This window comes from Paenochrobactrum sp. BZR 201-1 (assembly GCF_044987585.2).
In the GTDB taxonomy this organism is placed as follows: domain Bacteria; phylum Pseudomonadota; class Alphaproteobacteria; order Rhizobiales; family Rhizobiaceae; genus Paenochrobactrum; species Paenochrobactrum pullorum.
Genome location: NZ_JBJDRZ020000001.1, coordinates 191842 through 207668 on the forward strand (window position 1 = coordinate 191842; position 15827 = coordinate 207668).

At 50.0% G+C, this 15827-nt stretch carries 12 protein-coding genes; 8 read left to right on the plus strand and 4 right to left on the minus strand.

All coding sequences use genetic code 11. From position 1 onward, the window contains the following. Window positions 1-64 precede the first annotated feature (64 nt). The 4 genes from ACI0FR_RS01110 to ACI0FR_RS01125 all read left to right on the plus strand — a co-directional run bounded on the left by ACI0FR_RS01110 (window position 65) and on the right by ACI0FR_RS01125 (window position 3374). Window positions 65-1852: a stimulus-sensing domain-containing protein gene (locus ACI0FR_RS01110; protein ID WP_374828866.1), complete on the plus strand. Its 1788-nt coding sequence runs from the start codon at window positions 65-67 to the stop codon at window positions 1850-1852. Further along, window positions 1852-2310, plus strand: coding sequence for an HPr kinase/phosphorylase (locus tag ACI0FR_RS01115; protein ID WP_374828867.1), 459 nt, complete (start codon window positions 1852-1854; stop codon window positions 2308-2310). The genes ACI0FR_RS01110 and ACI0FR_RS01115 overlap by 1 nt, the downstream gene beginning before the upstream one ends. Window positions 2311-2653: 343 nt before the next feature. Continuing rightward, entirely contained in the window at window positions 2654-3055 is a 402-nt protein-coding gene (locus ACI0FR_RS01120; protein WP_374828868.1) for a PTS sugar transporter subunit IIA, read from the plus strand. A gap of 4 nt (window positions 3056-3059) precedes the next feature. Continuing rightward, the gene (locus tag ACI0FR_RS01125; protein ID WP_374828869.1) at window positions 3060-3374 is read left to right on the plus strand and encodes an HPr family phosphocarrier protein; all 315 of its coding nucleotides are present in this window, start codon (window positions 3060-3062) and stop codon (window positions 3372-3374) included. A 40-nt stretch (window positions 3375-3414) separates the two neighbouring features. Here the strand turns inward: ACI0FR_RS01125 and ACI0FR_RS01130 are convergent, their stop codons facing one another. Continuing rightward, on the minus strand, window positions 3415-3912 hold the full coding sequence (locus ACI0FR_RS01130) for an Lrp/AsnC family transcriptional regulator (RefSeq protein ID WP_404906763.1): 498 nt from the start codon (window positions 3910-3912) through the stop codon (window positions 3415-3417). 169 nt (window positions 3913-4081) lie between these two features. On the opposite strand from ACI0FR_RS01130, the gene putA reads away from it, so the two are divergent. Beyond that, window positions 4082-7744, plus strand: a complete 3663-nt coding sequence (putA, locus tag ACI0FR_RS01135) for a trifunctional transcriptional regulator/proline dehydrogenase/L-glutamate gamma-semialdehyde dehydrogenase (protein ID WP_404906762.1) — start codon at window positions 4082-4084, stop codon at window positions 7742-7744. Window positions 7745-7888: 144 nt separating this feature from the next. Here the strand turns inward: putA and mntR are convergent, their stop codons facing one another. Together mntR and ACI0FR_RS01145 are read right to left on the minus strand one after the other, a co-directional pair. Further along, window positions 7889-8341, minus strand: coding sequence for a manganese-binding transcriptional regulator MntR (gene mntR, locus ACI0FR_RS01140; protein ID WP_374828872.1), 453 nt, complete (start codon window positions 8339-8341; stop codon window positions 7889-7891). A gap of 93 nt (window positions 8342-8434) precedes the next feature. Next, complete coding sequence (locus ACI0FR_RS01145) at window positions 8435-9739, minus strand: Nramp family divalent metal transporter (protein ID WP_404909733.1); 1305 nt, start codon at window positions 9737-9739, stop codon at window positions 8435-8437. Window positions 9740-10444: 705 nt separating this feature from the next. Between ACI0FR_RS01145 and ACI0FR_RS01150 the strand changes: the two genes are divergently transcribed. Continuing rightward, window positions 10445-10591, plus strand: coding sequence for a DUF1127 domain-containing protein (locus ACI0FR_RS01150; RefSeq protein WP_184221475.1), 147 nt, complete (start codon window positions 10445-10447; stop codon window positions 10589-10591). Window positions 10592-10936: 345 nt separating this feature from the next. Here ACI0FR_RS01150 and ACI0FR_RS01155 read toward each other — a convergent pair whose 3' ends face one another. Next, window positions 10937-12265, minus strand: a complete 1329-nt coding sequence (locus ACI0FR_RS01155; protein WP_404906760.1) for an NAD(P)/FAD-dependent oxidoreductase — start codon at window positions 12263-12265, stop codon at window positions 10937-10939. A 296-nt stretch (window positions 12266-12561) separates the two neighbouring features. Here ACI0FR_RS01155 and ACI0FR_RS01160 point away from each other — a divergent pair, with 296 nt between their 5' ends. Then, window positions 12562-15489 carry a monovalent cation/H+ antiporter subunit A gene (locus ACI0FR_RS01160; RefSeq protein ID WP_404906759.1) on the plus strand — a complete coding sequence of 976 codons (2928 nt, stop codon included), beginning with the start codon at window positions 12562-12564 and terminating at the stop codon, window positions 15487-15489. After that, entirely contained in the window at window positions 15489-15827 is a 339-nt protein-coding gene (locus tag ACI0FR_RS01165) for a Na+/H+ antiporter subunit C (protein WP_374828876.1), read from the plus strand. The genes ACI0FR_RS01160 and ACI0FR_RS01165 overlap by 1 nt, the downstream gene beginning before the upstream one ends.

A 15827-nucleotide genomic window follows, 5' to 3' on the forward strand; every position in this document is an offset into this window, starting at 1 on the left:
GCCAAACGCGTCCCCAGATGCGTCTAATGAAGTGGACAAAAAACCAGACACGCGCAGAGAGCGTATGGCACGGCGCCAACGCTCGTTGTTTCTGCGTCGTCTGCTTGCGCCTGTGCGTAAATTGCTTGGCAATTATCTCTTTTCCAGTTTGACACGTCGTATCCTGTTCCTCAATCTGGCTGCCTTGGCCGTACTGGTTTCAGGCATTCTTTATATGAACCAGTTTCGTGACGGTTTGGTTGATGCCAAAGTGGAAAGTTTGAAAACGCAGGGCGAGATTATCGCCGGTGCGATTGCAGCTTCCGCTACGGTTGAAACCAATTCCATCATGATTGATCCGGAAGTGCTGCTGGAATTGCAGGCCGGACAAAGTACCAATCCGGCGTCTGATTCCATTGAAAACTGGGAATTTCCGATCAATCCGGAGCGTGTGGCACCTTTGCTGCGCCGTCTGATCTCACCGGTTAATACGCGTGCGCGTATTTATGATCGCGGTTCGAACCTATTGCTTGATTCACGCCATCTTTATTTCCGTGGTCAGGTTTTCCGTTATGATCTGCCCCCGCTTGATGAAGAAGAAAAAACATGGACTGAGCGTGCACGCGGCTGGATTTGGCGTTTGTTTTATGGTGGTGGTTTACCGTTGGATCATGAGCAACCCGGTGGTAATGGCTCGATCTATCCTGAAATTAAAGCCGCCATGGAAGGGGTTCCGCAATCCGCACAGCGCCGTAATGAGAAAGGTGAACTGGTGGTGTCGGTAGCAATTCCGATCCAGCGTTTCCGCGCGGTGTTGGGCGTTTTGTTATTATCCACAGAGGGTGGGGATATCGACAAGATCGTGCAAGGCGAGCGTAACGCGATTTTCCGCGTTTTCGGTGTCGTTTCTGCGGTGATGGTTATCTTGTCGCTGTTTCTGGCATATGCGATTGCCAATCCTTTGCGTAAACTTGCGGCGGCCGCCGACCGTGTACGTCATGGGGTGAAAACCCGTGTGGAAATTCCCGATTATTCCGAACGTCAGGATGAGATCGGCCACTTGTCCACATCCATCCGCGATATGATGGATGCGCTTTATACCCGTATTGAAGCGATCGAAAGTTTTGCAGCTGATGTCAGTCACGAGTTGAAAAACCCACTGACCTCTCTGCGTAGTGCTGTGGAAACACTGCCGCTCGCCAAAACAGATGAATCGCGCAAACGTCTGCTGGATGTGATCGAGCATGATGTGCGCCGTCTTGACCGTCTGATTACCGATATTTCCGATGCATCGCGTCTGGATGCAGAACTGGCGCGTGAACATACCGATATTGTCGATGTGAAAGTGCTGCTGGAGAATATTGTGCAGGCTGCGCAAGGCGTGCGCCGTAATAAACGTGGCACGGCAATTGAATTTCATGTCGGCAAGAAACCAGCCGGTAAAAAAGGCTTTGGCGTTGCCGGCCATGATCTGCGACTTGGGCAGGTGATTTCCAACCTGATTGAAAATGCGCGTTCTTTTGTGCCGGAAGAGACCGGTAAAATCATCGTGCATCTGACAAGCCTTGGTCAGCGAGTACAGATAATCGTTGAGGATAACGGGCCAGGTATCCCGATTGAAAATATCGAACGTATTTTCGAGCGTTTCTATACGGACCGCCCATCCAATGAAGCCTTTGGCCAAAATTCCGGTTTGGGTCTTTCGATCAGCCGTCAGATCATTGAAGCGCATGGCGGTACTTTGATTGCTGAAAATATCTATAGCGATGAAAAAGAACCGAAGAAAAGCGGTAAAGCAGCCAAAGCGACAATGCAGGCTGAGCCGGAAATCATTGGTGCCCGTTTTATCGTTGATCTACCCTTGGCAAGCTGATGGATAAAAGTGGTATCCACGCCTCGACAGTTGAAGTGAATGGCCGCGGCGTCATGTTTTTAGGCGCTTCGGGTGCCGGTAAAACTGAGCTGGTGCTGACATTGATAGAGCGTGCTGCTGCACGTGGTGAGAACGCCTTGCTGGTGGCTGATGACCGAACGCTAATCAGACGTGAAGGTGACGCCATCATCGCTGGTGTTCCCGAGCAATTGGCCGGCGGCATTGAGATCCGTGGTGCGGGTCTATTTAGGCACCCCTTTAAAAATGATACGAAACTTGCACTGGTTGTCAGACTTGTTCAAGCTGAAATGGCGGATCGTTTTCCTGAAGGGCATCAATGGCATTTCGAAGGAGTGGACATTCCTTGTTTGCACTTGCGTGCACTGAGTACAGGCGCTGATTCGCTGACGATTGCCCGTGCAGTTGAAGCAACTTTGTTTTACGAGCCATGGCCGTAAAACGCTTGGCTTGAATATATCGTGCATAAGTCTATATTATATATGCGTGATGTGGAAAATATTGACTATAAAAGTATAGTTTATAAAATTATTTAAAAACAACAGTTTAAAAAGATATTTTGTAATTTTCGTTATTTTTATAAATGGTTTTCAAGCTGAAGACTGCGGCATTTTGTTTTTATTGGCTTTTTGCGAATAATTTTCACTTGATATCAATAATTGCCCTGCCAAGATATGTGTCCTATTTGCTAAACGATGTGCATCAGGATTGCTAAAGCCTTATTAGCGGGCAATTTTACTGTTTAGGCAGTAAATGGCAGGCCAGAACGGGAGCAGTTAAACAATGATCGGACTCGTGCTTGTTACGCACGGCAGATTGGCCGAAGAGTTTTTATATGCCGTTGTGCATGTTGTCGGCCAGCAGGATAATTTTGAAACTGTTTGCATCGGCCCTGATGATGATATGGAACAGCGTCGGCAGGATATTGTTGATGCGGTAAAACGCGCTGATACAGGTCATGGTGTTATTATCTTGACTGATATGTTCGGCGGTACCCCTTCCAATCTGGCAATTTCTGTGATGGAAGCTGGCAAGGTGGAAGTGATAGCCGGTGTGAATTTACCTATGTTGATCAAATTGAGCAGCATGCGTATATCAGGTGATATGAAACTGGCATTGAACGAGGCACAGGATGCCGGACGTAAATATATCAATGTAGCCAGTCAGGTTCTGACAGGAAAATAACTTTATGCATGTGAGCGTGCCGGTAACTGGCGACTATAATCCCGATGAGGCTCTGACGCGCTCTCTTGAGATTATCAATATGCGCGGGCTTCATGCGCGCGCCTCTGCCAAATTCGTCCAGACTGTGGATAGTTTCAATGCTCATGTGCGTGTTGAAAAAGACGGCATGTCGGTGGGCGGCACATCAATCATGGGCTTGATGATGTTGGCAGCCTCACCAGGTTGTTCTATTCAGGTCAGCGCTTGCGGCGAAGAAGCACAACAAGTACTGGATGCATTGACTGCGCTAATAGGTAATAAATTCGGCGAAGACGCCTGATTTCACGCCCATTATATATAGCCTGATTTTTGTCCAGTTATTACAGGCTGTCTGGATAAACCCTGACCGGACGATTATCCTTGACTGATTCCATCACCACAAAAGTGGATGTGCTGGCGACATTGGGCAGGCTGGAGATTTTTTCACCCAGCACAATGCGATAACGGCGGATATCCGGTGTTCGAATTTTCAAAAGATAATCAAATGAACTGGCGATCATGTGGCATTCTTCCACTTCGCGGATTTTGCGCACGGCTATGTTAAATTCCTGCAACGCTTTTTCGCGGGTATCGGATAATTTCACGGTCGTAAAGGCAATATGGTCAAGGCCGAGCTTTTCCGGATCAATGGCGGCGCGGAAGCCTTGAATATAGCCCTCATCCACCAAGCGTTTCAGTCGTGTCTGGCACGGTGTTTTGGAAAGGCCGATTTGTTTGGCAAGTTCGGTGACGGCAATGCGTCCATCTTGGCTTAAAATTTCCAAAATCCGCATATCGAACAAATCCAAATTGCCTGTTTTAGTGATTTTTTCAGTCATTCTGGCTCGGATTCCGTTCGATAATAAGTTCAATTTGCCTAATTATAGCTGATAATAGGTGAGAAAGGAACTTATGGGAATGATATTCTTAAGACAAACAGACAAGCGGGTTCACGTTTTAAAAACGGACAGCGTCTGATATCATAACAGTCTCAAGGGTTCTTCTCTTATGTCTAACGATATTTTCTCTCGCTTTGATCCGGCGCTGAAAACGCAATCACCGCTGCGCCAAGCTATTACTGATGCAACGCGACGCCCTGAGGCTGAATGCGTGAGCATTTTGCTTGAAAAAGCCACTTTGCCGGAAGCTGAGCGCACAGCCATTCGCGCGACCGCCACCAAGCTTATCACCGCTTTGCGTGCCAAGCATAAAGGCACTGGTGTTGAAGGTCTGGTTCATGAATATTCGCTTTCCAGTCAGGAAGGTGTGGCGCTGATGTGTCTGGCAGAAGCATTGCTACGTATTCCCGATACGGCAACGCGCGATGCGCTTATTCGTGACAAGATCGCCACCGGTGATTGGAAATCCCATATCGGTGGCGGACGCTCTTTGTTTGTGAATGCTGCGACTTGGGGTTTGGTAGTCACCGGTAAACTCACCGGCACCGTCAATGACCGTGGTTTGTCGGCCGCACTCACCCGTGTGATTGCGCGTTGCGGCGAACCTGTCGTGCGCCGCGGCGTTGATATGGCCATGCGGATGATGGGCGAACAATTCGTCACCGGTCAAACCATTGATGAAGCGGTCAAACGCGCCCGCGTGCTGGAGCAAAAAGGCTTTGGCTATTCTTATGATATGCTGGGCGAGGCTGCGACCACCGCCCAAGATGCCGAGCGCTATTATAAAGACTATGAAAATGCCATTCATGCGATTGGTAAAGCCTCTGCCGGACGCGGCATTTATGCAGGCCCCGGCATTTCCATCAAGCTGTCGGCTTTGCATCCGCGCTATTCGCGCGCGCAAACAACACGCGTGATGGACGAATTGCTGCCGAAGGTGAAAGCGCTGGCGGCAATTGCAAAATCCTACAATATCGGCCTCAATATTGATGCCGAAGAAGCAGATCGTTTGGAAATCTCGCTTGATTTGCTCGAAAGCCTTTGCCTTGATGAAGAGCTGAAAGGCTGGGAAGGGATCGGCTTTGTCGTGCAGGCCTATGGCAAGCGCTGCCCTTATGTGTTGGATTTCATCATTGATCTGGCTCGCCGCTCCAATCACCGTATCATGGTGCGTCTGGTGAAAGGCGCTTATTGGGATGCCGAAATCAAACGTGCACAAGTGGACGGCTTGGAAGATTTTCCAGTCTTCACCCGTAAAATCCACACCGACGTCTCTTATATTGCCTGTGCACAAAAACTGCTCAATGCACGCGATGTGATCTTCCCGCAATTTGCCACTCATAATGCGCAGACTTTGGCCACTATCTATCATTTAGCGGGGCAGGATTTTAAAATCGGCGATTATGAGTTCCAATGCCTGCATGGCATGGGCGAGCCGCTTTATGATGAAGTGGTTGGCGCACAGAATTTGAACCGCCCTGCCCGCATTTATGCGCCTGTCGGTACGCATGAAACATTGCTTGCCTACTTGGTGCGTCGTTTGCTGGAAAATGGCGCCAACTCCTCATTCGTCAACCGCATTGCCGATAAAGCTGTTTCGATTGATGAACTGACCGAAGATCCGGCAACGATTGTGCGCTCGATGCGCGAAATTGGTGCTCTGCACGATCAGATTGCATTGCCGAAAGATATTTTGGCGCCACGTAAAAACTCTGCCGGTCTTGATCTTTCCAATGAGAACACACTTGTTGCACTGCATGCAGACCTGTTGAAGTCGGCAGCCAAAGATTGGCAGGCCAAGCCGGTCTTAGGCTCATTGAGCGTTCAGGGCACACCGCGTGATGTACTTAATCCGGGTGATCACAGCGATAAAATCGGTACTGTTTTTGAGGTCAGTGCAGAGGACGCAGCCAAGGCTGTGCAACTGGCGGCAAAATCTGTAAAAGACTGGTCTGCAACACCTGCCGCGGAACGTGCTGCTTGTCTGGAGCGTGCAGCCGATAAAATGCAGGAAGAAATGCCTGTGCTTTTGGGACTGATTGTGCGTGAAGCTGGTAAATCATTGCCGAATGCGATTGCGGAAGTGCGCGAAGCAATTGATTTCTTGCGTTACTATGCCGATCAGGCACGCCGCACCATTGGTGCAGCGCATCAATCTTTGGGTGCCGTTGTTTGCATCAGCCCGTGGAACTTCCCGCTGGCGATTTTCACCGGACAGGTTGTTGCAGCCCTTGTTGCAGGTAATGCCGTACTGGCAAAGCCTGCCGAAGAAACGCCACTGATCGCAGCCGAAGCTATTCGCCTGCTGCATGAGGCAGGTGTACCGGCGGATGTCTTGCACTTTGTGCCGGGTGATGGCCGCATTGGTGCAAGCCTTGTGGGGGCTGAAGATGTGTCTGGCGTGATGTTTACCGGTTCAACGGAAGTTGCCCGCCTCATTCAGGCGCAACTGGCAACACGCTTGCTGCCAAACGGCCGCCCTATTCCGCTGATTGCAGAAACCGGCGGCCAGAACGCGATGATCGTGGATTCTTCTGCACTCGCTGAACAGGTGGTGGCCGATGTGATTGCTTCGGCTTTTGATAGCGCCGGTCAGCGTTGCTCGGCTCTGCGCGTTCTTTGCTTGCAGGAAGATGTGGCAGATCGCATCCTCATTATGCTGAAAGGCGCATTGCAGGAATTGCAGATCGGTCGCACAGATCGTCTTGCAACTGACATCGGCCCCGTTATTACCGATGAGGCCAAGACGATCATCAACGCCCATATTGAAGCGATGCGCGGCCAAGGTCGTTTTGTCGAACAACTGCCGCTGCCGGAAGAAACTGCCAAAGGCACATATGTTGCACCAACCATAATTGAATTGCGTGAGTTGAGTGAGCTGAAGCGCGAAGTCTTCGGGCCTGTGCTGCATGTCATCCGCTATAAGCGCGATGATCTCGACCGGTTGATCGATGATATAAATGCCACCGGTTATGGCCTGACATTTGGTTTGCATACGCGTCTGGATGAAACCATCGCACATGTGACTGGGCGTATTCGGGTCGGCAATATCTATATCAACCGCAACGTGATTGGTGCGGTTGTGGGCGTGCAGCCTTTTGGCGGGCGCGGATTGTCCGGCACAGGGCCAAAAGCAGGCGGGCCACTTTATCTCGGTCGTTTGCTGCAAAAAGCACCGGTTCCGCCGCAATATGCGTCAGTTTATCGTGATGCAGGTGCAACCGAGTTCGCGCGTTGGCTTGGCTCCAAGGGTATGAACAGCCTTGCGGTTGCTGCCCGCGAAACCGTAGGTGCCGCAGCATTGGGGCTTCAAATTGAACTGCCGGGCCCCGTGGGTGAGCGCAATCTTTATGCACTTCATCCGCGTGGCACTATTTTATTGTTGCCGCAAACAGAAACTGGTCTTTATCGTCAGCTGACGGCAGTGCTTGCAACAGGCAATGATGCGGTGTTTGATGGTGCTTCACCATTGCGTGGCACTTTAAAAGATCTGCCAGCCTCATTGAATGCACGCATTCGCTGGGTGTCCGACTGGAAACAAAGCGGGTCTTATGCAGGTGCGCTGGTGGAAGGTGATGCTGAACAAGTAAGAGCCGCCAATCAGGCTATTGCCACCCTCTGCGGCCCGCTGGTGTTGACACAAGCTGCAAGCAGTGAAGAACTGGCCGTGCATGCCGATAGCTATTGCCTCAATTGGCTGATGGAGGAAGTATCCACATCCATCAACACCACTGCGGCAGGCGGGAATGCGAGCTTAATGGCGATCGGCTAATGAGATTTTAACCGTTTATCCCTGCAAGGCATGATTTGGTGTTTTGCGGGGATAAAGCCTGAAACCTCTGAGGAGATCGGTGTTGATAGCTCGGTTGTGAAAAACGTTCTTACACAACTTATCGCTCCCCCTCGAACATCTGTTTTAAGTATCGTTTAAAAACCGTTCAAAGGCTTTTAAAGTTTTCTCGCTGACGTGATGTTCCATTCCCTCGGCATCGCAACGCGCCGTGACGGGATCAACGCCAAGACGACACAGGAAGGCTTCGACGACTTCATGGCGGTGTTTACTTGCAACAGCCAGGCGATGACCTTCTTCCGTAAGAAAAATGCCGCGGTAAGGTCGCTGGATAATCAGGCCATCTTCCGCAAGACGTTTCAGCATTTTGGCAACGGTAGGTTGTTTGACTCCAAGACGTTTTGCAATATTGGTTTGACGCACCTCACCCGATTGTTCGCTCAGGTCGGCAATAAGCTCCACATAATCTTCCATCAATTCCGTACGTCGCGCATCACGGCTTTTTTGAAACGCCTCAGCATGCGTTTTGGCCTCCGTTGCGGATAGTCGGGTTTCATCCGAGGCAAGTTTTTTGGTCAACGCAATCACCTTCGCTGATGTCTGTCTCAGATTGGTTATCGCTATAATTGGTTCACTCCATTCATAACATATATCGCATTTATAAAAACCGCTTTATCCAAGTCCCGGTACTTTTAGGCCGAAGGTTTGCATAAGCAGAACGATATTGAGAAAAAGGATGATAATTGTTCCGGCAATTGCGGCAAAATCCGTAAGACGGCTATTGACAAAACGACCCATAATCACAGGGTTACGTGTAAACATGACGAGCGCGATCATCGGTATAGGCAGCGCAAAAGACAAAACGATCTGGCTATAAACCAGTGCATCGGTGGTATTTGCTCTCATAAGCACAACCACAAAGGCTGGAAGCATTGTAACCAGACGGCGTATCCAGATCGGAATATGAAAGCCGACAAAGCCTTGCATGATCATTTGACCAGCCATTGTGGCGACAACCGAAGAAGAAATGCCGGACGCCATCAAGGATATAAGAAAGACAGCAGCTGCGGCACCACCCAGTAAAGGCGTCAAAGTATGATAGGCAGTTTCGATTTCTGCAACTTCCGGATTACCTACGTGAAAAGCGGCCGAGGCCATAATGACCATTGCCATATTAACCGCCCCGGCAATGGACAGTGCTATCACACATTCCCAGTTGGAAAACCGCAAAATCTTCCGTCTGTCGGCATCGCTGCGTCGCTGTGCACGATGTTGGGTCAGACCTGAATGAAGATAGATCGCGTGCGGCATCACGGTTGCACCAATAATGCCGACGGAGATTGTCAATGCTGTTGTGTCGGGCATCGTCGGATTGATCATGCCCATGCCCGCCTGTGCCCAATTAACGGGCGCAATGAACATCTCGATGATGTAGCAAAGGCCGATGATAATTACGAGAGCACCTATGATCAGCTCCATCGGGCGAAATCCACGTCCATCGAAGAGGAGCAAGCCGTAAGTTACGACCGCCGTTACGGCCATGCCGCCCAGCAGCGGCATATGAAAAAGTAAGGACAGGCCGATAGCACCACCCAAAAACTCGGCCAGATCTGTCGCCATTGCTGCGATTTCACTGATGATCCACATTATGATGCGCACGGGTGACGAGAATTCAGCCTGACATAGTTCGGCAAGATTGCGGTTTGTTACGATACCGAGTTTGGCCGAGAGTGCTTGGAACAGCATCGCAATCAGATTGGCCATGAACACGACCCAAAGCAGAGAATAACCGTAGCCTGCCCCTGCTTGAATGTTTGTGGCGAAGTTGCCGGGATCCATATAAGCAATTGAAGCAATGATAGCAGGACCGGCAAACAGCAACATAGAGCGTAAGCCGGATCGTTGTCCGGCAAGCACTTCGCTGATTTGTACATTTGTTCGTTCTGAAAGCTTTGTCATTCGCACAGTGTCGGACATCAAGTTTCTCCAACTTAATGCCATTAATATAGCAAAGGCTATATTACCTACAATATGCAATAAATTGCAGGCTATGCATTGAATTTGGAATCTATGGAAAACTGTGGCGGAGCATTTCAGCGAATGAAGCCATGACGTCTACGGTGAAGCTTGGCTCGGCAACAGGCAAAACTTATCTAGAGCGTGTCGCACTTAATCGTATCAACTGTGCTCGCTCTAGCGTTTTGTTTTTACGCATGTCTCCCAAAACCGGTGCCCACTTTTGGGAGACATGCTCTAGCGGTGCGGCCACGCTGAAAATACATCGATTTATTGTTTGGGTAAATGTGGCTTCGTTGATACGAAGATGCTGTTTGGCCTATGAAAGCCTGTTAGAATCCAGAAAATAGCGATTCAATAACTTTTATAAATAAAAATCTTTTTTTGGATGATTTTGTTGCGCGATTTATAAGTATAATTCACTTTTATTACTTTTAGATGATCCGGAAGATTAAGCTCTCGTTAATCTTTGAAAATCTCTCGCGAACATCTGATCCATTCTACATATGATTGTGAACTTATGAAGGCAGAACTGCGCCTTTGTGATGCTTTTCATGCTCTTTGGCGCAGGGTAGCTATGCAAATTTGTCTCTGCACATCTAAGACGCTTTCGCCTATATGTAGAGGGCAAGAGAGAACAACAACTTATTACTTAGGTGAAAAGAAATGAACCTTATCCGCTCATACAACAACTGGCGCCGTTACCGTAACACTGTAAACGAACTGAGCCGCCTTTCATCCCGCGAATTGAATGATCTTGGCATCCTGCCTTCAGACATTCCTTATGTAGCACGTAAGGCTGCAACCCGCTAACAACAGAATTACTGCTGAAGATCACAAGTATCTTCATGTTGTTCTGTTCATGTGGACTAAAATTCGGGCAGTGAAGTAGTATAGTAAAGCAATACGGCGTAATATACGAACCAGCTCAAACTCATATCACAGAAGACCCCTCCTCCTCCCCTTAAAGTCTTCTGTGGTTTAAGACCGGTCTCCCTCCTCCCAATTAGCCGGTCTTTCTATCAGACACCCGTTGCAGTCCTCCCCTGCGACGGGTGTTATTTTTTGCGCATTTTTACCCGATATAGTGTTGCTGTCTTAAAGGCACAAAAAAGCCCCGCATGAAAAGCACATACGGGGCATTGCAGCTGTCTGGACTTAGCCCCATTTTTCAATGGTGAGCTTGCTGCCGTCGGTAAATCTGGAAAAGCGGAATGGCGTCGGATCAACAATCGGTGTTGCGCCCGTCACCATATCGGCAATCAGATGCCCTGCTCCGGGCCCGATGCCGAAACCATGACCGGAAAAACCGGTTGCAATCGTCACGCCTTCCACATTTGCCGCTTCCGAGATCACTGGAATAACATCCGGCATGGTGTCGATGAGCCCTGCCCATTCCTGTTCGATGCGTGCATCTTTGAACTGTGGGAAAGCTTGTTTGACTTTCTCAAGTGCTTGAAGATTGGCTCGGCGGTGAGGGCTGGGATCAAGAGTGCGGATTTTCTCAAACACAGAAACCTGATCAAAGGGTTTGTTGCGCCACTGGATGAGCTCTTCAAAAAAGCGCTCGCCAAAACGCAAGTGCAATGTGCGCCATTCCATCATCAGGGTTGGCAGATATTCACGGAAAAACGCAAAACTATCGGGAATAATATCGGCAACCCCACCGCCCTCGGCTGCAATTGTGTAGCCACCATCAAGTCGTTTACGAATGCCGAAATCATTGTAATAAATGGCATGATCAATGCCCGCATCAAGTGGTTGGGTGCGAAAGACCGAGCCGCGCAATTTGAGCTGCGGCAGGCGCAGACCTAAACCTTTACAAATCAACCGTGACCATGCACCATCGGCAATCACCACCGCCTGACAGGCGACGACCCCGCGCTCTGTCACCACAGCACTGACTTTGCCATTAGTGGTTTCAATCCCTCTGACCGCGCAATTTTCCAATATGGTTGCACTATCTTGCATGGCCTTGACGGCCATGGCGGGCACAGCCTTTTGCGGCTCGGCACGGCCATCTCCTATGGTTTTCATGCCACCAACAAGGTTTTGTGTCAGGCCGGGTGCTGCATCCATTGCTTCACGCGCCGACAGGATTTTTGAATCAAGCCCATGCTCACAGGCAATTTCGACCCATTTTTCATAGGTTTCAATCTGCGCTTGGCTTTGTGTTGTATAAACAATTCCGGATGCGCGGAAGCCGGTTTCGTGTCCGGTTTTTTCATTCAGGTCGTTCCAGATTTTCATGCTTTCACGAATGAGCGGTATCTCGCGGCTGTCGCGTCCGTTTTGCCGGCACCAGCCCCAGTTACGGCTTGATTGCTCACATGCGAGCGTACCTTTTTCGAAAAGTGTGACATGAATACCGCGTTCTGCCAGAAAAAGTGCCGTACTGACCCCGATAATACCGCCGCCGATAATGGCTACATCGGTTTTTTGTGGTAAAGTCTGTGAGGTGACGATTTTATCAATAACGGGGCCCATAATTATTCCTTGACCGAGCTGGGATTAAGCGCAGTGCTTTGATGTTATTATAACAATTGCTGCCAAGCGTGGCTGAAATTTTAATCTCATGCAATCGCCATGCATACCAAAATCAAAATTTTTAGGCCAATATTGATCCCGCTATATGCATTTCGGATAAAGAATTTTCGTTAAACTATTGAAAGCGCTTGCCATAAAGCACTTACGCACTTCATAATATACACACCGGTTTTTTTGATTCCCCCCGATTTTGCCTAACGCATAAACTGATCGGATAATATGGAGGCGTAGAGCGCATGATGATGGACGGCAGCCTGTTATTCCTGCTTGTCCTGCTTCCATTTACCGGCAGTTTAATCATTGGACTTTTCCGCTCGGTTGATCGCACGTCGGCAACATGGATTACGGGTGGCGTTGCGCTTGGCGCATTTTTATTAACGCTGGCTCTTTATCCTTTTGTATTTAATGGACAAGTTTTACGTGCCAGCGTTGAATGGTTGCCTGATTACGGGCTGAACCTTTCTTTTCGCATGGATGGTTTTGCTTGGCTCTTTGCGGTTCTCATCACCGGAATCGGCTTCCTTGTCGTGGTTTATGCGCGCTATTATATGGCGCAAGAAGACCCGGTTCCGCGTTTTTTCTCGTTCTTTTTGGCCTTCATGGGCGCGATGCTGGGCGTGGTTCTATCCGGAAACCTCATTTTGCTTGCTGTGTTCTGGGAACTCACCAGTATCTTCTCGTTCCTGCTGATTGGCTATTGGTACCATAATGTCAGCGCTCGTGATGGCGCGCGTATGGCTTTGACGGTGACCGGTATTGGCGGATTTGCGCTGCTTGTTGGTGTGCTGCTGCTTGGTCATATGGTTGGCAGTTATGATCTGGATGTTGTGCTGGCGGCCGGCAATGTGGTGCGCACCCATCCGCTTTATGTGCCGGCTCTGGTGTTGATCCTGCTCGGCGCTTTCACCAAAAGCGCGCAATTTCCGTTTCACTTCTGGCTTCCGAATGCAATGGCTGCGCCAACGCCGGTTTCCGCATATCTGCATTCGGCCACCATGGTAAAGGCGGGCGTATTCTTACTTGCACGTTTTTGGCCGGTGCTGGCAGGCACTGAAGAATGGTTCTGGATTGTCGGCCTTGCCGGTATGACGACTTTGGTGATCGGCAGTTTCTTTGCGATGTTTCAGCAGGATCTCAAAGGTTTGCTGGCTTATTCGACCATCAGCAATCTCGGACTTATCACGGCACTTTTAAGTCTTGGCAGCCCGCTTGCAGCAGTGGCTGCGATTTTCCACATGGTCAATCATGCGATTTTCAAAGCGTCGCTGTTTATGGCGGCGGGTATTATCGACCATGAAACCGGTACGCGCGATATGCGTAAGCTCAGCGGTTTGTTCAGAGCAATGCCTTATACGGCGACACTTGCTATGGTGGCGAGTGCCGCGATGGCAGGTGTGCCGTTGCTCAATGGTTTCATCTCCAAGGAGATGTTCTTTGCCGAAGCGGTTGAAACCCATATGGACTCATGGTTTGACCGTTCAACGCCATATCTGGCGACCCTTGCCGGTATCTTCACGGTAGCCTATTCGGTGCGTTTTATCCATTCTGTCTTCTTTGGCCCTCCGCCGCACGATTTGCCGCACGAACCACATGAGCCGCCACATTGGATGCGTTTCCCGATCGAATTTTTGGTGGTGCTCTGCCTGTTAATCGGCATTATTCCAAGTCTTTCTATCGGCCCGTTCCTGCATTCGGCTGTGCTGTCGGTGCTCGGCAGTGATACACCTTATTATAGCCTCTCGGTATGGCATGGTTTCAACGTACCGCTCTTGATGAGCTTCATCGCTATGATTGGTGGCTTCCTGCTTTATGCATTGTTGAAAAACTATTTCGAGACCAGTGAAGGCGGGCCGCCATTGCTGCGCAATGTCAAAGCGCAACGTATTTTCGAGCGGGTGCTGGTCACTGTTTCATGGAAATGGGCGCGTAGCATTGAAAGTCGTTTCATCTCGCGTCACTTGCAAACACAATTGCGCATTGTGGTGCTGATTGCCATGCTGGCGGCAGCGTGGCCGATTTACAAGGTCGGCATTGGTGTTGGCCAAATGGGCACGCAGCCGGTTGATTTGATCTTTGCGCTTTTATGGGTCATTGGCGGCATTTGTGCCATCGGTTCGGCTTATCTGGCAAAATTCCATCGCTTAGCCGCGCTTATTTTGCTCGGCGGGGCAGGGCTTGTCACCTGTATCACTTTTGTGTGGTTCTCGGCGCCTGATCTGGCGGTGACGCAGCTGGTGGTGGAAATTGTCACCACAGTGCTTATTCTGTTGGGGCTGCGTTGGCTGCCGAAACGCTGGGAAGATCCGGATCCGTTTCCCGTGCCGTTCGGTGCACGTATGCGCCGCTATCGTGACGTGATTATTGCTGCCATCGGTGGTGTTGGCATGACCATCATCGCTTATGCGGTAATGACACGTCCGGCACAAAGAGGCATCGGCGATTATTTCCTGGAAAACGCCTATACAGGTGGCGGCGGTAAAAACGTCGTCAACGTTATTTTGGTTGATTTCCGCGGCTTTGATACGCTGGGTGAGATTGCGGTGCTGGGCATTGTCGGTTTGACGGTCTTTGCGCTGTTGCGCCGTTTCCGTCCGGCAGCTGACAGTGCAGGTTCCACGCCACAGCAGAAAATTCAGGATGCTTATGACGAGGCGGCACCGGATCGTAACAGCGGTGATACTTTGCAGGATTATCTGGCGGTGCCGTCGGTTATCATGCAGTGGTTATTTCCGGTCATTATCGTTTTTGCGGTTCATTTGTTCATGCGCGGACATGATGCACCGGGCGGTGGATTTGCGGCCGGTATTGCACTGGCGATTGCGTTTATTTTGCAATATCTGGCAGCTGGCACGCGCTGGGTGGAAGACCACTTGCGTATTCTGCCGCTTAAATGGATCGGTCTTGGCTTGTTGATAGCGGTTGCGACAGGGGCAGGGGCCTGGGTTTTCGGTTATCCGTTCCTCACCTCTTATTTCCAATATGTGGATCTGCCATATATCGGCAAAATGCCGCTTGCCAGTGCGCTTGGCTTTGACCTTGGGGTGTTCTCATTGGTTGTTGGTGCAACGGTATTGGTGCTGATTGCATTGGCGCACCAATCGATCCGTCGTCATCGCGTTGAAAAAAATACGGGTGCGAACCCGGCGGCTAAGGAGGCAAACTGATGGAGATTGTACTCTCGTTAGCCATTGGCATTCTGACAGCATCCGGTATCTGGCTGATTTTACGTCCGCGTACATTTCAGGTGATTATCGGGCTGTCGCTGATTTCTTATGCGGTTAATTTGTTTATCTTCAGTATGGGGCGGTTGCGCAGCAATGCAGCACCGGTGCTGGAGGATGGTCATAATGTTGTCTCCGGTCTTTACGCCGATCCGGTACCGCAAGCATTGGTTCTGACCGCTATTGTGATCGGCTTTGCGATGACGGCGCTCTTTCTTGTCGTTCTTCTGGCCTCACGTGGTCTGACCGGCACTGACCATGTAGACGGACGGGAGAATTGA